Source organism: Streptomyces sp. MMS24-W38 (genome assembly GCF_059889265.1).
The window spans coordinates 2,272,704-2,292,198 of the sequence record NZ_JCBCPP010000001.1; the positions used below are offsets into that span (position 1 = coordinate 2,272,704).

The 19,495-nt window shown below is 70.6% G+C and carries 15 protein-coding genes and 2 pseudogenes; 4 read left to right on the forward strand and 13 right to left on the reverse strand.

Annotation, left to right across the window (positions count from 1 at the left end; genetic code table 11):
- Positions 1-239 precede the first annotated feature (239 nt).
- The gene (locus AC6F7H_RS09040) at positions 240-1,166 is read left to right on the forward strand and encodes a class I SAM-dependent methyltransferase (RefSeq protein ID WP_500756397.1); all 927 of its coding nucleotides are present in this window, start codon (positions 240-242) and stop codon (positions 1,164-1,166) included.
- A 63-nt stretch (positions 1,167-1,229) separates the two neighbouring features.
- Positions 1,230-2,453 (forward strand): acyltransferase family protein, encoded by a 1,224-nt coding sequence (locus AC6F7H_RS09045; RefSeq protein WP_500756398.1) that lies wholly within the window; start codon positions 1,230-1,232, stop codon positions 2,451-2,453.
- Between the two features lie 156 nt (positions 2,454-2,609).
- On the opposite strand, the gene AC6F7H_RS09050 is transcribed toward AC6F7H_RS09045, so the two are convergent.
- The 6 genes and pseudogenes from AC6F7H_RS09050 to AC6F7H_RS09075 all read right to left on the reverse strand — a co-directional run.
- Positions 2,610-4,676, reverse strand: a complete 2,067-nt coding sequence (locus AC6F7H_RS09050; RefSeq protein ID WP_500756400.1) for a trypsin-like serine protease — start codon at positions 4,674-4,676, stop codon at positions 2,610-2,612.
- A gap of 149 nt (positions 4,677-4,825) precedes the next feature.
- On the reverse strand, positions 4,826-5,338 hold the full coding sequence (locus tag AC6F7H_RS09055; RefSeq protein ID WP_500756401.1) for a hypothetical protein: 513 nt from the start codon (positions 5,336-5,338) through the stop codon (positions 4,826-4,828).
- Between the two features lie 28 nt (positions 5,339-5,366).
- Positions 5,367-5,750 (reverse strand): hypothetical protein, encoded by a 384-nt coding sequence (locus AC6F7H_RS09060; RefSeq protein WP_500756402.1) that lies wholly within the window; start codon positions 5,748-5,750, stop codon positions 5,367-5,369.
- A 90-nt stretch (positions 5,751-5,840) separates the two neighbouring features.
- Complete coding sequence (locus AC6F7H_RS09065) at positions 5,841-9,098, reverse strand: ALF repeat-containing protein (protein ID WP_500756403.1); 3,258 nt, start codon at positions 9,096-9,098, stop codon at positions 5,841-5,843.
- Between the two features lie 367 nt (positions 9,099-9,465).
- A pseudogene (locus AC6F7H_RS09070) lies at positions 9,466-10,289 on the reverse strand (IS5 family transposase).
- Positions 10,290-10,437: 148 nt separating this feature from the next.
- Positions 10,438-10,554: pseudogene (locus tag AC6F7H_RS09075) on the reverse strand (IS5/IS1182 family transposase); the annotation flags it as partial.
- 297 nt (positions 10,555-10,851) lie between these two features.
- Here AC6F7H_RS09075 and AC6F7H_RS09080 point away from each other — a divergent pair.
- Positions 10,852-11,052 carry a hypothetical protein gene (locus AC6F7H_RS09080; protein ID WP_500756404.1) on the forward strand — a complete coding sequence of 67 codons (201 nt, stop codon included), beginning with the start codon at positions 10,852-10,854 and terminating at the stop codon, positions 11,050-11,052.
- Positions 11,053-11,071: 19 nt separating this feature from the next.
- Here the strand turns inward: AC6F7H_RS09080 and leuE are convergent, their stop codons facing one another.
- The 3 genes from leuE to AC6F7H_RS09095 all read right to left on the reverse strand — a co-directional run bounded on the left by leuE (position 11,072) and on the right by AC6F7H_RS09095 (position 14,039).
- Positions 11,072-11,728 (reverse strand): leucine efflux protein LeuE, encoded by a 657-nt coding sequence (gene leuE / locus AC6F7H_RS09085; protein ID WP_500756405.1) that lies wholly within the window; start codon positions 11,726-11,728, stop codon positions 11,072-11,074.
- Between the two features lie 43 nt (positions 11,729-11,771).
- Entirely contained in the window at positions 11,772-12,347 is a 576-nt protein-coding gene (locus AC6F7H_RS09090; protein ID WP_500756406.1) for a Uma2 family endonuclease, read from the reverse strand.
- A 93-nt stretch (positions 12,348-12,440) separates the two neighbouring features.
- Entirely contained in the window at positions 12,441-14,039 is a 1,599-nt protein-coding gene (locus AC6F7H_RS09095; RefSeq protein WP_500756408.1) for an acyl-CoA mutase large subunit family protein, read from the reverse strand.
- Positions 14,040-14,361: 322 nt separating this feature from the next.
- Between AC6F7H_RS09095 and AC6F7H_RS09100 the strand changes: the two genes are divergently transcribed.
- Complete coding sequence (locus tag AC6F7H_RS09100) at positions 14,362-15,231, forward strand: L,D-transpeptidase family protein (protein WP_500756409.1); 870 nt, start codon at positions 14,362-14,364, stop codon at positions 15,229-15,231.
- A 214-nt stretch (positions 15,232-15,445) separates the two neighbouring features.
- Here the strand turns inward: AC6F7H_RS09100 and AC6F7H_RS09105 are convergent, their stop codons facing one another.
- From AC6F7H_RS09105 to AC6F7H_RS09120, 4 genes are all read right to left on the reverse strand, one after another.
- Positions 15,446-16,576, reverse strand: coding sequence for a hypothetical protein (locus tag AC6F7H_RS09105; RefSeq protein ID WP_500756410.1), 1,131 nt, complete (start codon positions 16,574-16,576; stop codon positions 15,446-15,448).
- Positions 16,576-17,250 carry an RNA polymerase sigma factor gene (locus AC6F7H_RS09110; protein ID WP_500756412.1) on the reverse strand — a complete coding sequence of 225 codons (675 nt, stop codon included), beginning with the start codon at positions 17,248-17,250 and terminating at the stop codon, positions 16,576-16,578. The genes AC6F7H_RS09105 and AC6F7H_RS09110 overlap by 1 nt, the downstream gene beginning before the upstream one ends.
- Positions 17,251-17,622: 372 nt before the next feature.
- On the reverse strand, positions 17,623-18,552 hold the full coding sequence (locus AC6F7H_RS09115) for a hypothetical protein (protein WP_500756414.1): 930 nt from the start codon (positions 18,550-18,552) through the stop codon (positions 17,623-17,625).
- A 234-nt stretch (positions 18,553-18,786) separates the two neighbouring features.
- Positions 18,787-19,404, reverse strand: a complete 618-nt coding sequence (locus AC6F7H_RS09120) for an RNA polymerase sigma factor (protein ID WP_500756415.1) — start codon at positions 19,402-19,404, stop codon at positions 18,787-18,789.
- Between the last annotated feature and the right edge of the window lie 91 nt (positions 19,405-19,495).

Below are 19,495 nucleotides of genomic sequence, written 5' to 3' on the forward strand. Positions count from 1 at the left end.
AGAGGCCCCACCCCGCCGGGACGACCGGACTCGCGGGGGCGGGGCCTTCGGCGTTCCCGCGTCCACCGGCCTCCGGCGCACCCGAATCCCGTGAGGGCTCCATACGGAGTTCGCCACTTGTTCGCCTGCCGATCGACTTCGTATTCCTCCCCCCACCGCGGCCCCGCCCCTAGCCTGTTGCCAACCCGCAAGCCGCATCACTCCTGCTCGACTCCCGACGGATTGAGGCATTCGGTTCCATGAACAGCCGTTCCTTGCTGACCAGCTCGGCTTCCCGGCGCCTGCTGCGCCCGGTGGCCGACCTCATCGACCGACGCATCGAGCGGCGCATCCGCTCGGCGGCCGCCGCGGACACGGCGGAGAGAGCACGACTCCACGCTGCCGTCGAGGAGATGAAACGCGGGCAACTCACCCTTGACCTGCTGCTCGGCTCTCGTGGTCGAGGCCTTTCACGCGTGGTGAGCCCCGGTCCGCTGGGCCGCCTGCACTCCGAGGTGGCCGAGCTGGCGGGGGACCGGGCCGCCGCCGAGCGCAACGTCGCCACCGCGTTCCGGCTGCTGGTCTCACTGGAGTCGCTCGGGGTCGGCCGGATCGCCGGCGGCACCATGAACATCTGCGGCAAGCTCGGCACCATCCCCCTGCTCGACCCGCCGAACGACGAGGTCCTCGAGATCGGCACGCTCTACGGCATGTTCTCCACCGGACTGATCCGGATGCTGGAGCGCGACGGCCGCAGCCCTGGCGTGACGATCGTCGACCCCTTCGCCGGCGTGCAGCTCCAGCCCGGTACGCCGCGGCGCAACGACCCCTCCGGCACCCCGGTCGACGAGCACGCCGTCCGCACCAACCTGGCCCTGGCCGGTCCGGCGGGCCTGGCCGCCCGGATCCAGCGCGGTTTCTCCGAGGACCCCGACACCCGCGCCACCGTCTCGGACCGCCGCTACGGCGTGATCGTCGTCGACGGCGACCACTCGGCCGAGGGTGTCGCCAGGGACCTCGAATGGGCGGAGGAGATCGCCGCCCCGGGCGCGGTCGTCGTCCTCGACGACTTCGGCGACCCCAAATGGCCGGGCATCAAGGAGGCGCTGGACAAGCACCTCACGAGCGACACCCGTTTCACCTACCTCGGCAAGGCGTCCCACTCCGCGTTCCTAAGGGCTTCCTGACACCCGGACGGGGGGGCAGGGTCGCGGACGGCGCGGACAGTACGAGCACGGAGGACCACCAGCGTGACCGAGACGGCCGTCAGCCCGGCTCCGCAGCCCCGGCCCACCGCCACGGCGCCCGTGAAACCGCGGGACAGCCCCACCGCCGCCCCGTCCCGGTCCGGAACCTCCGGCGGCCGTCTGCACGCTTTGGACGGGCTGCGGCTGCTGGCCGCGCTGATGGTCGCGGCCTACCACTACGGCGGGCGGGGCGGCGATGTCGGCACGGCCTGGGGCAGCTCGCCGAAGGAGCAGTTCCCCACCCTCCACGAGTACTTCTCGTACGGCTGTCTCGGCGTCCAGATCTTCTTCGTGATCAGCGGATTCGTCATCTGCATGAGCGGCTGGGGCCGGCCGCTGCGGTCCTTCTTCGCCTCCCGTGCCTCCCGGCTGCTGCCCGCCTGCTGGATGGCGGTCCTGCTCGTGACGGCGGTGTTCGCCCTGCCTGTGGTCGTCTACGACGCGGTCTCACCGAGCGACGCGCTGGTGAACATGACGATGCTCCAGCAGCCGCTCGGCGTGGACCGGGTGCTGGGCGTGTGCTGGACGCTGTGGGTGGAGATCCGTTTCTACGCGCTGTTCGCCCTGTTCGTGGTGATGCCCGGGGCGAGCCGGCAGCGGGTGGTCCTGTTCTGCGCCGTATGGACCATGGTCGCCGCGATCGCCGACGCCGCGAACGAGCCGCTGCTGGACCTCGCCCTCATGCCCGAGTACGCCCCGTTCTTCATCGGCGGCATCGGCCTGCACCTCGTCCACCGCGACCGCAAGGACGCTTCCCCAAGCTCTCGGCTTCGCTCGAGCAGGGGAGACCCCACTGCCTGGGGCATCGTCGGGGTGAGCTGGCTGATCGGCCAGCACTACGCGGTCCAGGACCTGTGGCACGCGCCGAGCCCGGACGTCTTCTCCCACCGGACCTCGTTCGGCATCGTTCTGATCGTCACGCTCGGCTTCGTCGCGGTCGCCGCCATCGCGCTGGGCCTGCTGGACTGGGCGAACTGGCGCCGGCTGACCGTCGCGGGCGCCCTCACCTACCCGTTCTACCTGGTCCACGAGCATCTGGGCTGGGTGGTCATCCACGCCCTGCACCGCGGCCTGGGCATCGGCTCGGCGGAGACCTTCGCCCTGACGATCGCCACGATGCTGCTGCTGGCCCGGCTGCTGAACCGGTACGTGGAGGACACCCTGACCCCGAAGATCCGGATCCGCCTGTCCCGGCCCTCTCCCGAACCGCTGTCCAAGGCGGCCTGACCACCGGCAGCCCTCGGGCTGCCCAGCTGGGCAGCCCGAGGGAGAACAGGGTCTTCTTCAAGGTGAGAGGGCTCGGATCCGACTGAGGAACCAGGCGCGATCCGAGTCGGTCCCGGTGGGAAAGGCCGCTGCCCCGGGGCCCGCACGGTAGGAGGATCAGCGCATCGTCATGCCGAATGCCTTGCCGGTCAGTGGCAGTCCGCCCAGGCCCGGCTGATGGCTCGTCACTGTGCCGTCGGCACCACCCATGGCGTTCGACCACGGCAGTGCGTGGACGGCTCCACGTTCGGCGGGGCCGTGCGGCATGCCGATCCACAGGTGGGTGCCGGTGCCGTTCAGATAGGCGCCTACGCGCTGCGACGGTCCCGGAGTCCCCGGCAGACCACGGGCGTTGCCGGCCTCGATCCAGTGGTCGGAGTCGCCGGGCGCGCCCAGGAGCGAGAAGGTCTGCACCATGCCCGCGTCCGTGGCCGTGCTGATGTCCTTTCCGGGCACACCGACCGCCAACAGCATCGTCCCGGCAGTGCCCGGCGCATCCGGAGCGGTGTTCACAGCGGCCACCTCGGTACCGAAGCCGTCACCGGCCGCCGAAGCGCCGTTGACTCCCTCGACTCCCTGGTGAACGGTTGCCAGCTGCGTTACGGCACCCGCCGCTGTAACCCTGAGCGTGGTCACCTGCCCGGCCCCCTTGAAGGAGTCCGTGCCCACCCAGAGAGTCTCACCGGGCGTACCGACGGCGATGATCGAGTCGGTCGCGGCGGCGGCACCGGACGGACGGTATGAGGTCATCGACAGCGACGCACCGAACAGGTCACCGGCTTCGGCAGCATCGCTGATGCCCTCGGTGTCCTGGTCGACCAAGGCCACGGGGGCGGGGATGCCGTCTGTACTGAGCTGGTGCTTGAACACATTGACCGCGCCGGCGTCCGAGGACGTGCCTACCGCCTCACCGGGTGCGCCGATCGCGAGGTGATTCGGGGAGGCTGCGACGGAGGCACCGAACCGGTCACCGTCCTCGATGACGCCCACCACGCCCGGGTCGTCCTGGTGGATCGAGACGTTGGTCGTGCCCCGGAGGTAGTACGCCAGGCCCGCGTTCACATGGCCCTTGAGGTTCTTGCCGGGCACGCCTATCAGCAGGTACGGCTCACCGGAAGCAGTCCGGCCGGCAGCCAGGGCAGCGCCCATCAGGTCGCCCGCCTCGGACGCACGCTCCTTGATCTCTCCCGTGCCGGTGCCCTGCTGGAGGTTGAACGAGGCCTTGCCGAGGCCCAGTCCCTCCCTGGAGCCGTAGAGCACGGTCACCTGGCCGCCGTCCACTACGTCGCCGATGTCTTCCGTGGGTACGCCCACGGCCAAGTCGGTGCAACCGTCCTCGTCGTAGTCGAGCACAGCCAGCGTCTTGCCGAAGGCGTCGCCGGCCTCGGCACCGCCGGTCACCAGACCAAGGTCCTGGTGAATCACTGTGGACTCGCGCCCGCCGCCGTAGACGACGCGCACCAGGCCGGCGTTGGACCGGCTGTTCACCGACGCCGTCGGGTCGCCGACCGCGACGTCCTCCGTGCCGTCGCAGTCGAAGTCGGTCACCCGGGTCGCGCCGACTTCGTCGGCCACCCAGTCCTTCAGGTCGTCGACCCGGGTGGCGACGCCGCCGGTGCGGGTCTCGGCCGCGTCGGATCCAAAGCAACCACCCTGCCAGGAGCGGCTGTTGATACCGACGAGCTTGACGGTTCCGTCGGCTTCGCGAAAGGCGGGGCCACCCGCGTCGCCCTTGCAGATCGTGGCGCCGTCCTGGCCGGCGACGGTGGCGGTGGTGGCGTCGGCGGCGTCCACCGAGAACGCGCCGGTGTGCAGCTTCAGCGGGGCCCACTCGTCCTTCGTCCGGCCGTAGCCGGCGACGGTCAGCTGCTCGCCGACGGCTGGTGCGGCGGCGGCCAGAGCCACGGGGGCGGCGGTGACCGGCCGGGCGAGACGTGCGAGTACCAGGTCACGGTCGGTGCGTGGGACCAGCTCCACCACCTGGCGTACCTGGCCGGTTGTGGTGGTGAGGTCGGTGCGGCCGATGGTGGCGATGGTCTTCTCGGCGGGCTTGCCGGGAGTGGGTTCGATGAGGCCGCCGGTGAAGCAGCTGGCGGCGGTGAGCAGCCACTCGGCGTGCACCAGCGTCGCCGAGCAGGCACGCTGCCCGTCGCCGATGTCGAGCCGGGCGGTGAAACTGCGCACGCTGTCGGTGGTGGTCCCGGTAACAGCAGCGGCAGGTGTGGACATGAAGAACGGAGTGGCGACGAGCGATGCCGCGAGCACGGCAAGTGGCCCTGATCGGAGTGTGCGAGGGCGGTGCATGGGTACTTCCTCCGGGGAGGTCGGCGGGGTCACTTGCTGGTGGAGATCTCGACGAGCATGTGTTCCTGACCCTCGGGGTCGACCGACTCCCCGACCGGGGTGAAGGAGTCCTTGGGGACGGTTATCTCCTGGGGCGTCCCGTCCGGAGCCTGCAGCGTCATGTCGGCGTTCAGGTCCGTAGCACCCTTCACGCCGTACACGGACTTGATCTCCAGGCTCAGATAGCCGGAGTCACCGGTGGTGCGGAAGCAGACCTTGTCGGCCGCGCGCGTGTAGATCTCCAGCAGCCCAGCCTCGCTCCCGCACTCGGCGAGAACGATGTGCCCGTCTCCCCGCTTGAGGACGATGCCTTTCTCGGCCTCGATCTTTTCGGCCTGCGGGTAGTTGAAATCCTCTACCGCATAGCCCGGAGCTTCGTCCGCCACCAGCACGGTGGATCGGGTGGCGGTGGTGGTGCCGTCGAACGGCGCGACGGCCGAGACGCCGGCAACGCAGGCTGCGACGGCCACAGAGGTGACAGCTATCCATCTGACGAATTTCATGTGCATCCTTCTGCCGTGACTGGCATTGCTATTTCATGGCGTACAGGGGGTAAATGAGCGCGATCGCGCAGGCCATCCCGGAAAGGCAGCACCACCACAGCGCCCCCATGTCCGGAGAAACCTTCTCCAAAGGGTTCTTCTCCTGTTCCAGGATTCCTGCGGAAATCCTTTTCCGTACGGGCGCCAGCATGATGATGAAGGTGATGAGGATTCCGCTGTAGAGAAACAGCGTGAGAGCGAGGGAATACCCCTTCACCAGGGCAAACATCAGCAGGACAATACCGCTGGCCAGCGGGCCGAAAGACATATTCAGCTTCGTCCGTGGCGTGGGCATGCACCATCGCATTACTGCGATGTGAATAGGGGTGACGGCAGCGGCAAGAGCGGCCCAGAAGGATATGGACAGGCCCATGAACACAGTGGCGAACCTCTTGAGGTGGAACGCAGAGAAGTGGGGGCGGCGCGCACATGCGTGCCGCCCCGGGAAATCAACGTGGCCGGTTCACCACGGGGTCAGGTCGTCCCAGGCGTCGCCGATCGCGGATGCCGCGCCGGTGACGGCGCCGACCGCGGGCGACAGAAGCGACGAGCCCACCCGGCGGGCTTGGACGCCGGCCGACCTCAGTCCGCCCCCGAGCCCGTCGAAGGCGTTCGTGATGGTGCCGACCGTCCCGCCGAACTTGGTGAACGGGATGCCTGTGGTGGCGATTCCGATGGCTACACCGAACGCCGACGTCACGAAGGCCTCGGAGGTCCAGCCGTCGGTGAATCCAGTGATGACCGCACTTGCCACACCGGTGACGAGGGAGACGGCTCCGAACGCGCCGTAGATGACCTCGCCGGCCGGCGGCGGGACCAGCAACCCCAGAGCGGCGATGCTTCCCGTGACCGTGGAGACGGTGCCGAGGTAGCCGGCCGCGTTCCGCCACTCCTCCTCGTTCATGCCGAGGAATTCGCTGGGCTTCTTCGTCTTGTCGCTGTCCGCCGTGTCGGACTGGTCGACGCCCTGCTCCTTGGCCTTGCGGGCCGCCTCCTTGGCCTTGCGGGCCTCCTCCGCCTGCTCCTGCCTGCGCTTCTCGGCGGCGATCTGCTTGGCCTCGGACGCGGCGTTCGCCGCCTCCTGGGCGTCCCTGCCCGCCTGAGTGGCCGAGGCGGCGGCGGCGTTCGCGGACGCCTGCGCGGCGATGGAGGACCGCACCGCCTGCGCCGCGGCCGCCATCGCCTGGTTCGCCGAGTAGTTGGCGCGCCGGGCGGCACCACGGGCGGTCCGGGCCGCGGCCTTCGCCTTGTCCGCGGAGGCCCGGGCGTCTGCGGCGGACTTCTCCGCCGTGTCCGCGTGGGCGTCCGCCTGCTCCTTGTACTCCTGTGCCTTGAGGGCGGAGTTCGTGGCCGCCTGCGCCCACTTCTGCGCGTCCTCCGCCGCCCGTCGGGCCTCCGCCGCCACCTTCTGCGCGTACGCCGCGTTCGTCACCGCGTCCTGCGCGAGCTTGGCGGCGTGCGCGAGCATGGCCTGGATCGCCGCGATGTGGGCGGCCGAGTCCGCGTCGAGCTGGAGCATTCTGGGGTGGGCCGTGGTGAGGAAGTCACGGCGCATCCAGCTCGGGCCCTCGAGCGCCACGGTCGCCGCCATCTTGGTGTAAGGACCGGCGCCGTTGAGGATCGCGAAGACCGCCGCATTGTCGTCCTCGGCCTGGGCCGGGCCGAACTTCGTGGTGAAGAACTCGTGCACCGCCTTGGCCGAGCCGTCCGCGAGGGCGGCGTTCGCTGCCGCTTTGACCGCCGGGCCGGGCTTCTTGCCGAGGATGCTGAAGATGGCCGCGGTGTTGTCGGTCCTGGCCGCCTCGATCGCACCGGTGTTGAGGAAGGCGGCGGGAGCACCCTCGTCCGTGGACTCCAGAGCGGCCTGTACCGCTCCCGCCACATCCGGAGTGGAGACCTGGCCGATGAACAGGACGGTCTCGCGGTCGTCCTGCTTCTGCGCGATGACCCGGTCGGTGTCGATCCAGTTGAGAACCGACTCGTCACCGGCGGCCAGGGCGTACTCCGCGGCCTCCCGGGTCCAGGTCCCGCGCGAGGCGAGCAGGCTGACACATGCCTTGCGGCCGCTGTCCACGGCAGTCGCATGGTCACCCGCCGCGAACGCCTGCTCCGCCGCCGCGATCAGATCCCGGGTGGCCGAGTCAAGGGCCTGCTGTTGAGTGAGGTCGTTCTGGGTGCTCTCCGCCTCCTTCTTCTCCAGGTCCGCCAGGAGCGCGGCCTCGGCCCTGCCCTGCGCGGTGAACTCGTCGATCTTGGCCAGTTCCGCGTCCCGCGCCTGCCGCTCCACCTCCTGCGCGTCCTGGACGGCCTTGACCGCTGCCTCAGCCGCTTTCTGGGCCTCGTTGGCGTACGCAGTGGACTTGTTGGCGAAATCGACGGCCTGACCTGCGTACTTGACGGCCTCGTCGGCTGCGTCGGCCGCGGCCTCGGCGTGATCAGCGGCGGAATTGGCCGCGTTCCTGGCTGCTTCGGCCGCGGTCGCCGCGGTGTTGGCCAGGGACTGCGCGGCGGCGGCGGCACGGGTGGCACGCCCGGCCTCGGCATCCGCTTCGGCGGCGGCGGCACGAGCAGCGGCGGCCTCGGACTGGGCGACACCGGCGGCGGCTGCTGCGGTGGCCGCGGCATTCGCGGCGGCGGCAGAGTCACGTGCGGCGGCTGCGGCTGAGCTGCCGGCCGCGGCCGACTGCTGCGATGCGACCTTGGCTGCATCCGCGGCCTTCGCCGCCGTACGCGCCTTCGCGGCGGCATTGCGGGCGGCGATCGCGGCGTCCTTGGCCGCCTGCGTCTTGGCCGCGTCCTTGGAAGCGGCCATGGCCGCCTGATAGGCCGCCGAGGCGGCATGGGCCGCCGTGGCCGCGGCCGACGTCGCGGCGTGCGCGGCCCAGGCGGCGCGCCGGGACGCGGACTGCGCGGCACGGGAGGCGGCGATGGCGGTGCTCGCCGCCTGTGCCGCACCCTTCGCGGCACTGGCAGCCTTACGGGAGGCGGCCGCGGCCTTGGCCACGTCCTCCTTCGCCGCGTCCGCCTCCGCAGCGGCCTCCAGGGCAGCCTCCTTGGCCTTCGCCGCGGCCTGCTTCGCCTTGCCTGACGCCTCCTTGGCTTGTTCGGTCGTCAACTCGGCCCGCTTTGCCTGGCGTTCGACGACAGCGACGAGCTGCTCGATGGTGGCGGCCTCGTTGTCCCGGGCCCGGGCGATGTTCTGCCCGATCTCCAGGAACCAGCGGATGGCGTCGGCGCTGCCGTCGCCCAGGGCGCGCTGCGCGTAGGTGCTGAGTTCTGGACCCGCGCCGTTGAGGATCTTGAAGACCTCGGCGGTCTCGTCTGACAGACGCGCGGAGAACTGGGCCTCGCTGACGAACTTCATCAGCGCGTCGGCAGAGCCGTCGGCGAGCGCGGTGTCCGCTGCAGCCTGCACACTTCTACCACCCTGCGCCTTCAGGGTGAAGGTGAGGACACTCAAGTCCTCCTTGTGTGCTGCCTGGTATCCGCCGGCGAGGAAGCTCGCGATCTCCGCGTCGCCGGCCGCCAGGACGCGGGAGATCTCGGCGGTCGTCCCCTTGCCGGACAGGGCAAGGGACTTGAAGAGGGCGGCCCGGTTGTCCTCGGCGATCGCCGAGGGAAGTCCCGTGGCGACGAACTTCTCGACGTCCGCATCGGTGCCGGCCAGCGCCGCGGCCGCCGCCTTCCGCGTCGACTTGCCCCCCGTCTTCCAGGCGGTCACCGCCTTCGCCCGCGCGGTTCCCGGGAGCGACGGGAGGCTGGGAGCTTCACCGTCCCCTGTCGTGGCGGCTAAGGCCCTTACGGCTGGGAGCATCTGAAGGGACGTCGCCATGGTGGTGGCGGCGGCCACGGTCAGCACTCTGCGTCTGCTCCAGAACGTGGTGTCCAAAATGGCCCTCTGGGTGGGGAGTTGATAACGGGCCTGATGATCGTAGGCATGCACTGCAGTACATCCACCGGAACAGAGACCAAATATCGCGCTCCCGCGAAACACCCGGTTGCAACTTTGAGGTCACCTTCCGTACTACCCTTCATGAGAAGGCGTTCGATCCAATTCCATCGCCCCTTATGACCCAGTAGGTTCCTCGTCAAGTGGGTGTGGTCTCGTCCGTTATGCGCTTGGCGCGGTGGTCGATCGAGGCGACGTGGATCATGGCTTCGGAGCCGGCGGCAAGGGTCTCGTAGTCGCGGGCGAGGCAGCGGTGCATCATGATCCATCCAATGCCGCGTTCTACGACCCAGCGCCTTTTGACGACATGGAAGCCGCGAACTCCGTGGTTTCTGCCGACGACTTCGACGCCGATGCCGCAGGTGGCTGCGTGTTCGACGACGGCGTTCTTGTAGCAGGTGTCGACCCAGCTTTTGGAGATGGTCGGGTACGTTTCCTTGGCCTGGTCAAGGAGTCGCATTCCCACGGCGTTCTCGGAGAGGCCTTCGGCGGTGACGTTCACGGCGAGGAGGAGCCCGAACGCATCGGTGAGGATGCCTCTTTCCCGGCCCACGATCTTCTTCGCGGCGTCGGTACCCTGGCTGGTCACGGGCACGTTGGTGGAGGTCTTCACGCTCTGGATGTCGATCACGGAGGCGGTCGGTTCGGGCTTGCGTCCCTCCTTCACCCGGGCCAGTCCGGTCAGGTCGTAGGTGAGCCGGGCAAAGATTCCCTCGTCGCGTCAGGCGGCGTAACAGGCGTAGACGGTGCCGTGGTTCGGGACGTCGCGCGGGAGGCACTTCCAGGGGATTCCCATGCGGTTCACGTAGAGAATCACCTTGAACACCTCGCGCAGTTCGACTTCGGCCGGCTGCCCGGTCGGCCTGCGATCGAGCCGGGCCTTTCTCCAAGCCGTCAGCGTCGGCTCGATCAAGGCCCATCGGGCGTCGGACAGTCGCTGGGGTACGGCTTCCGCCCGCTCACGGCCCAGCATGAGCACGAGCATGCCGGAGGGTCCGGTTTCGCCGGCTTCCGGGCGGTTCTGCATCGTTTTCAAACCAGACGGACTTCCGAAGACGGAAGCGGAGGAGACGGACACCCTGACTCGTGACCGGAGGGAGGGCACTCCTCCGTAGCAGCAGAGGGCTGCGGCAAGGCCGGGGGATGCCGGGTAGTTGCGGGGGTTGCGTTCGTAGCGGTGGTTGAGGCAGCGATAGCCGGTCGGCCAGGACATGGTTCGCTCGATGACCGATGGCGTCCCTTGTGATGGTGTAGGCGATCACTTCGGGGCATGACCCTTGCCGGAAGGCTCCAGGGCAAGAGGGAAGGGAAGCGGAGCGGCACATCAGATCGGCCTGGGAAGCCTCCGAGTGGTTCGACCGGGACTGGAACCGGCACGGCATGATCTTCGGTCCTCAGGACACGACCACGCACGTGCTGGCCGCTCGGCTGGACCTGGGGCGGCCCCGCGGAGGCACTGGCCGTTGCCGAGGACCTCGATGCGGCTCTGGAGGGCTTGCCGCCTACTCGTGTCGCTCCGTCCCGTATGAACCTGGCCAGGGCGCTGCTGGACGTCGGTGACCGTGACGGGGCTCTGGAGAGCCTGTCCGATGCCTGGGAGACCGCTCCGCAGACGGCCCGGATTCACCCCGTGGCCCGGGAGGTGTTCCGGGTGCTGTCGTCACTGCACCGCAGGAGCAACCCGGAACCTCTGCGGCTGTCCGGGCTCTCCGGCGGCCCTGGGTGAAGAAGCCGGATCGCTGGATTCATGACGATGACGCCAGAGAAAGCTTCACCGCGAAGCCCAGGAACAGGGCACCCGCCGCCGAGGTGGCGCCCGCCGACAGGCTCCGGCGGCGGCGGAAGGCGTCGGCGAGCCGGGTGCCGCCGAATATCAGTGCGCTGAGGTAGAGGCCGCTGGCGAGTTGGAGCATGGCGCCGAGGATCACGAAGGACAGGGCGGGATAGGCGTAGCCCGGGTCGACGAACTGCACGAAGAAGGCGACGACGAACAGGATCGCCTTCGGGTTGAAGAGGCTGATGACGAACGCCTGGCGGAAGGGCCGCTCCGCGGCGGCGGTGGCGGCGGCCGGAGTCCCGGCCGGGTCGCTCTCCCGGCGCGTGCGCCACATCTTCCAGGCGGCGCGGAGCATGCCGATGGCGAGCCAGGTCAGATATCCGGCGCCCAGCAGCTTCACGATCCCGAACAGGAAGGCGTTCGCCTGGAGCAGCGAGGCGGCTCCGGCGGCCGACAGCGTCATCAGCACCGCGTCCCCGCACCAAACCCCGGCCGCGGCGGTGTACCCGGCCCGCACGCCCCGGCGGGCGGCGACGGACAGCACGTACAGGGAGTTGGGGCCGGGCAGCAGCACGATGAGGACGAGCCCTGCCAGGTAGGTGGGGAGGTCTGTGACGCCGAACATGGAGGGAGTGTCGCACGAGGTCGCAACACTCCGCGCCGGTATTTCAGCCGTCGAGAAGCGTGTCCACGGAGAGCTCCACGCGCACGCCGACCGACTCCGGGACAGCCACGTCCTGACCGCGCTTGAAGCGCTGGGGGCCGGGGTACTTGCCCTCGGCCGGTTCCGTGTAGAGCAGGACCTCGTCGTGCTTGCGGTCCACGACCAGGTAGGCCGGGATGCCCGCCTGGGCGTAGCACTCGACCTTGGGACCGAGGCCGTCCGACCAGTTCGACGACGTGATCTCGACGACGAGGCGGAAGACGTTCGGCGCGTAGTAGTTCTTGGTGACGTAGGCGTCGCGGAAGTCCTCGTCGACAACGGAGAAGTCCGGGATCGCGAAGTCCGCCGGCAGTGTCGGCAACCAGAGCCCGACACCCTGGACGTGTTCCAGCCCGGTCTCGGTGATCCCAGCACGGTCGAACGCCCTACCGATTTTGGTCAGCGCAAGCTGATGCGAGCCGTCCGGCGGCGGTGTCACAGTGAGCCTCCCCTGGAGAATCTCCACGCGGTGGCCAGGCAGTGCACGGGCAAGCTGGTCGGCAGCCTCGCCCAGGGTCAGCTCCTGCTGCAGTACGGCCATGGCGTCCTCCTTTTCGGGGCCCACTCTCCACGAGAGTAACCGGGGCGGGTCGAAATACCGCCCATGATCGCCCGTACGGATTAACAGCCCAGGTCAGAACGCGTCGCTGGGCACGTACGTCCCCCAGATCTCCCGCAGCGCGTTGCACACCTCGCCCACCGTCGCCCGCGCCCGCAGGGCCTCGCGCATCGGGTACAGGACGTTGTCCTCGCCCTCCGCCGCCTTCTTCAGGGCGGCGAGTGCCGAGTCCACGGCGCCCTGGTCGCGCTCCGCGCGGAGCTTGGCCAGGCGTTCGGCCTGCTGGGCCTCGATCGCCGGGTCGACGCGCAGCGGCTCGTACGGCTCCTCCGCGTCGAGCTGGTAGCGGTTGACGCCGACCACGACCCGTTCACCGGAGTCGGTCTCCTGGGCGATGCGGTAGGCGCTGCGCTCGATCTCGCTCTTCTGGAAGCCGTGCTCGATGGCGTTGACCGCGCCGCCGAGGTCCTCGACCTTGGCCATCAGCTCCAGCGCCGCGGCCTCCACCTCGTCGGTCATCTTCTCGATGACGTAGGAACCCGCGAAGGGGTCGACGGTCGCCGTCACGTCCGTCTCGTAGGCCAGGACCTGCTGGGTGCGCAGGGCGAGGCGGGCGGACTTGTCGGTGGGCAGCGCGATGGCCTCGTCGAAGGAGTTGGTGTGCAGGGACTGGGTGCCGCCGAGCACCGCCGCGAGGCCCTGGACGGCGACGCGGACCAGGTTGACCTCGGGCTGCTGGGCCGTCAGCTGCACACCGGCGGTCTGCGTGTGGAAACGCAGCATCAGGGACTTCGGGTTCTTCGCCCCGAACTCCTCCTTCATCACCCGCGCCCAGATCCGGCGGGCCGCCCGGAACTTGGCGACCTCCTCCAGGATCGTCGTGCGGGAGACGAAGAAGAACGACAGGCGCGGGGCGAAGTCGTCGACGTCCATCCCGGCCGCGACCGCCGTACGGACGTACTCGATGCCGTCGGCCAGCGTGAACGCGATCTCCTGCGCGGGGGACGCCCCCGCCTCCGCCATGTGGTAGCCGGAGATCGAGATCGTGTTCCACTTCGGGATCTCGGCCCTGCAGTACTTGAAGATGTCGGCGATCAGCCGCAGCGACGGCTTCGGCGGGAAGATGTAGGTCCCGCGCGCGATGTACTCCTTCAGCACGTCGTTCTGGATCGTGCCGGTGAGCTTGTCGGCCGGCACCCCCTGCTCCTCGGCGACCAGTTGGTACAGGAGCAGCAGGAGGGCGGCGGGCGCGTTGATCGTCATCGACGTGGAGACCTGGTCCAGCGGGATGCCGCCGAACAGCACCCGCATGTCGTCGATCGAGTCGATGGCGACGCCCACCTTGCCGACCTCGCCGGAGGCGATCGGGGCGTCCGAGTCGTGGCCCATCTGGGTGGGCAGGTCGAAGGCGACCGACAGGCCCATCGTGCCGTTGGCGATCAGCTGCTTGTACCGCGCGTTGGACTCGGTCGCCGTGCCGAAACCGGCGTACTGGCGCATCGTCCAGGGGCGGCCGGTGTACATCGTCGGGTACACGCCCCGGGTGAACGGGTACGCCCCCGGGGCACCCAGCTGCTCGGCCGGGTCCCAGCCTTCCAGGGACTCCGGCCCGTAGACCGGTTCGATGGGCAGTCCGCTCTCGGTGGACCGGGCACTGTCCGACTCGCGCGCCATGGTGTGATGCCTCCCGCTGAGCGGTGCTGCTCGGACCGCTCGCCTGTTACCCGTCAGTTACTCGCCAGTGAAGACCCGACGCCTCGACGGACTGTAGCCGTGCGGGTGCGGCCCGGTGCAGAGGCGCACGCTGGGACCTTGCTCACAGGGCCGGTGGGACCGCGCTCACAGCACACGCCGCCCCGGCCGTCTTCCCGTCACACACCACCATGCCCCGTGGTTCGGAAGCGGTCACGCTCGGGGAACATCTCAGGGAAAAATCCTGGATGACGACCGACCGCGACCGGCGAGACGACGGGGGGGCCGCGTGCGTAGTACGGGCATGGGGACGGGGAGAGCGGTGGCCGCGCTTCTGGCGCTGGCCGCCCTGACCGGCGGTGCCGTGGGGTGCACGGTGCAGCCCGTCGACGCGGACGGCAAGCGGCGTTCACCGATACACATCGAGAGACCGGACGGGACGCCGTCCGCGTACCGGCCCCCGGATTCCGGGCCCGGTTCCGACGGCGGAGGAAAAGGCCGCCGTGGCGGCGCGGAGACCGCCGCGCCGCCACGGCCGCCCGCGCGGGTGCTCTGGTCGCCCGGCGACTCGGGGCGTGACGTCCGCGAGCTCCAGGCCCGGCTGCGTCAGGTCGCCTGGCTGTTCGACGGCCCCACCGGGACGTACGACGGCCGGACGAGGGAGGCGGTCGAGGGGTTCCAGGGCAAGCGCGGGCTGCCGCGGACCGGGAGGACCGACACCGTCACCTGGCAGCGGCTGCTCGGCATGACGCACGAACCGGGCAAGTGGGAGCTGTACCTGATGGGCGGCCAGCCGGCCGCCGCACCCGACGCGCGGTGCCGGACGGGCCGGGTGCTGTGCATCAGCAAGTCCACCCGCACCCTGCGCTGGATGATCGACGGGCGGACCGTGACGACGCTGCCCGTCCGTTTCGGCGCCGACCCGACACCGACCCGCGACGGCGTCTTCCAGGTCTACTGGAAGTCCCGCGACCACTGGTCGACGCTCTACGACTCGCCGATGCCGTACGCCATGTTCTTCAGCGGCGGCCAGGCCGTGCACTTCTCGGCGGACTTCGCCGCGCGGGGCTACGCCGGTTCCTCGCACGGCTGCGTCAACGTGCGGGACGAGGCCGCCATCGCCCGGCTGTACGGGCAGGTGCGCACCGGCGACAAGGTCGTCGTCCACGGGTGAGCGCCGCGCGGGCACGGAGGGGTGAGAAAGGGCGCGGGCGGGACCGGGGGAACGTGTCCCGCCCGCGCCGAGAGGCACGAGCCACAGGTACGGGGGGAACCCTGGCTCAGCGCCGAAAGCCGATGACCAGTCGGCTCACTCATTACTGCGCCCCGGCGGCCAAAAACGTCACACATGGCGGCCAAGAGGTGCCCAAAGCCCGCAAAGCCACAGGTCAGCCGGGTTTGTCGGCACCCTTGCCGTTGTTGCCACCGTTGGCGTTGCCGCCGCCGTTGGCGTTGCCCGCGCCCTGGTTGCTGCTGTTGCCCTTGCTTTCGCTGTTTCCGTTGTTTCCGCTGTTTCCGCTGTTTCCGTTGTTTCCGCTGTTTCCGCTGTTTCCGCTGTTTCCGCTGTTTCCGTTGCCCCTGCCCTTGTTGCGGGTGCCGGGGTCGCCGTTGTTCTGCGCCGTGGAGCCGGAACCGGAGCTGCTGCCGGAGCTCGTGCCGCCGCCTGAGCCGGTTCCCCCGGCCCGGGCGGCCAGGACGTTCTCGCAGTACGACCCGACCTGGGAGGGGCCGCCCGCGGCGTTCTCCAGGACTCGCTTGCGGTCGCCCTGGAGCTTCCTGCCGTCGCGCAGCGCGCGGCAGGCCGAGGCGATCTGCCCGCGGCCGGCCCCGGCCGCCGGGTCGCCCGGCCGCGTCGCCGTACCGCCGTCCCCGTCCTCGCCGGCGTCCGGCCCGTCCCCCTGTCCCGCAGCCGCTTCGTCGTCCCCGGACCGCTTGCCCGGGTCGCCCTCCGGTGTGTCTCCGCCCCGCGGGTCCCCCTGCGGCGGGTGCGGCTGGAGGCGTTCGGGGGTGGCGGTGGCCGTGGCGGAGGCCGTGGGGGCGGGCCCCGCGGACCCCGCGGACAACGCCGGCAGGACGCCGGTCGCGGTCACGACCGCCGCTCCACCGAGCATGCCCACGGTCAGCGCGGCCGCCAGCCCGTAGCGCACGGGGCGCGCCCAGCGGGGCCCCCGCCGGGCTCCGGAACCGTCCGCGCGCGGGGCGCCGATGCGGATCAGCCCGGCGTCGACGGCCCGCGTTTCGGCCCGTGTTTCGGCCCGGTGCGCGACGGACGGGTCGGACGGGTCGACGTGCAGCTGTCCCGCGCGTTCCTCGCGCACCTTGCGGAAGGCGGCCGACGCGGCGGCCTCACCGGGGAGTTCCTCGTCGGCCGGCAGGGGTGGGGAGGAAAGCGCGCCGAGCGTTCGGGCGAGGCGTTCTGCCTGGTCACGGGTGGCCGGGTCGGCAGCTTCGAGTGGCTCTCCGTTCAGCAGTCGCTCCGCGGTTTCGCGGTTCAGCCACCTGTACTGCTCGTCGGCCATCACATGTCCTTCTGCGTCCGCGCTCGCATATGCGTCACACTCGCGGACGTCACCGCGGGGCGGCGCGGTTCTCTCTGGAGGGGGAGGGCATCGAGCACCCCGGTGGATTCCGGATGTGCCTCCGGATCGCCGTCGAGCATCTCGGCCAGCCGTTTCAGGCCCCGGTGCGCGGCCGTGCGGACGGCGCCCGGCCGTTTGCCCAGCGTCTCGGCGGCGGTCTTCGCATCGAGGCCCACGACCACCCGGAGGACGACGGCCTCGGCCTGGTCCTGCGGCAGTCGGGCGATGAGAGCGAGGGCGCCGTCGGTGGCCATCGCCTCGATGGCCCGGTCCGCGGTGTCGAACGCCGCGGCCCGCCCGGTCAGTTCGGTCTCGTCGCCACCGATCGCGGGGCGGCGCCCGCGCATGCGTATGTGGTCGAGTGCGCGGTTGCGGGCGATCCGGGCGGCCCAGCCGCGGAACCGGTCCGCGTCACCGCTGAACCGCTGCAGGTCCCGGGCGATCTGCAGCCATGCCTCGGACGTCACGTCCTCTGCGTCGAGCTCGCCGACGAGTGTGCGCACGTATCCCAGCAACCGCGGATGCACGGCTCGGTACACAGTGCGGAACGCGGTCTCGTCCCCGTCCTGTGCCGCCCCCAGCGCGGCGGTCAACTCCGCGTCGTCCCCCAACACCGCGCGCGCCCTTCTGCGCCTCAGTCGGCACCGCTTCCGCGGACCGGGTACTCGCCGTCGTGATTGCTCGATCGATTACGGACTCTAGGGCCTGCCCCGGGGCCCGTGATGGTTGTGGTCGTTTGTCCTTCACGGCCTGGCGCGAAAGGCACGTTACGACCTGAAACCTCTCCCCGTCCATGCCCGGCGGCGCTTGTTGGTGATTTTCGTGCATGGTTCAACAGACCTGTGACCGTCCGGTGTGACAGAAAACGCACGCATGGCGCTGTAGGAGTTACGGGCCGCCGCGCGGCCCGTGCCGCGCGACGGCCGGGGCCTCTCCTGTGGGGGGTGGCGGCCTCGGCCGTTGCCTTGGCGGCTGACGGGACGGGATTACGGGTTCTTCCCGCCACCCGGCTGAGCAGGTTTGCCCTGGCTGCCGCTCGCGCCGTTGCTCGCGTTGTTACCTGCACCGTTGCCCGCGCCGTTGCCCGAAGCGCCGGTGCCGGAGGAGCTGTTTCCGGCCGCCCCGCCCGCGCCACCGGTCCTGTCGGCCGGCGCACCGGTGCCGCCGGGTTTCGCCTCACCCGTCGCCGACCGCAACCGCTCGGCGCAGTACGCGTCGACGTTCGCCGCGCCGCCCGCCGCCTCGATGAGCCGCTGCCAGGCGACCGACTCCAGCGCCTTGCCGCGCCCTTCGACCCGCTCGTACGCCCGACAGTGGGCCTCGACGTCCCGGGCCCGGGCGGGGCGCTCCGGCGCGGCGGAGTCGGAACCGGGCCGGGAGTCCGCACCGGCGCCGGCGGACCGGTCGGCGGACGGACCCCCGGACGCCGAGGCGCTGGACGGAGCCGAGGTACTGGACGGAGCCGAGGTGCCGGCCGAAGCCGAGGTGCGGCCCCGTTTCCCGTCGTCCCCGGGGCCGTCCACCGTCGAGCCGGCCGCGCCGATCCCGGCGGCGGCGACCCCGCCCAGGCCGAGACCGGCGATCAGCACGGAGAGGGTGACCTTCACCGAGAAGCGGCCGGGGCGCCGCTCCCGCGGCCGCCAGTCGTCCCGGCCCCGGGTGAGGGCGCCGGTGCGATGCGCGCCCGTCTCCCGCGCCTCCCGGAACGCGGCCACGGCCCGCTGCTCGGCCCCGTCGTCGACACCGTCCCGGACCAGCGCCCGGACGAGCAGCGCCTCGAGGCCCGCGGTGCCGCGGACAGCGTGCGGACCGGAGCCGGGGCGGCCCTGTCCGGCCGGGCGGTGGCCCTGCGACGCGCCCTCGGGGTGCCCACGCCGACGGCCGGACGGCGCGCCGTCGTTCCTCCGCTCACCCATGTCCGTTTCCGTCCCTGGTCGATCCACTCGGTTCACTCCCGGCCCCGCCCGGCACGGCCGGTCCACACGGCCCGCGCGCCCCGCTCACTCGGGCGGTACGGCCCGACCGACGCATACGTTCCGCGCGTCCGACCTGTTCAGACCGCTCGGCGGGCCGGAGGCCGCGGGTCCCCGGGGCCGGCCGGTCCGAGCGGGGCACCGCCCCCGTCCGTCGTCACGCGCCCCGGTCACGGGTCACTTCGACTCACCCAGCGTCCGGGAGGCCTCATCCGTCACACTTTCGACACCCAGTTGCGCGGCCAGGCGTTTCAGACCCCGGTACGCGGCCGTCCGTACCGCGCCCGGACGCTTTCCGAGGACGCGGGCGGCGGCGGGGCCGTCGAGGCCCACGACCACCCGCAGCAGTACGGCCTCGGCCTGGTCCCGGGGCAGTCCCGCGACCAGCGCCAGGGCGTGCTCCGTGGAAATGGCCTCCAGCGCCATCTCGTACGTGCTCTGCCGGCCGGGGAGCTCCAGCACGTCCTGTTCCAGCGCCGAGGGGCGGGGCCGCACCCGTTGCCGGCGCAGGTGGTCCAGCGCCCGGTGCCGGGCGATGGTCGCCGTCCAGCCCCGGAACCCCGCTCCGTCGCCCTTGAACCCGCCCAGGTCGCGGGCTATCTCCAGCCAGGCGTCCGACGTCACGTCCTCGGCGTCGTCACCGACCAGCCCGCGCACATACCCGAGCAGTCCGGGCTGGACGAGCCGGTAGGCCATGGCGAAGGCGGCCTCGTCCCCGTCCTGGGCCCGCGCGACAGCCGCGCCCAGCTCCCCGTCGTGCGCCTTCGCGCGGCGGGGTTTCCCTCCCTTGCCCAAGAACCGTCCTCGTCCGTACCGAGTTCGTGGGGCGACCGCTTGGTGCGGCACATCGGGTCGTGGCCCGCCCCACGGTCATCAGCGCTCGGCG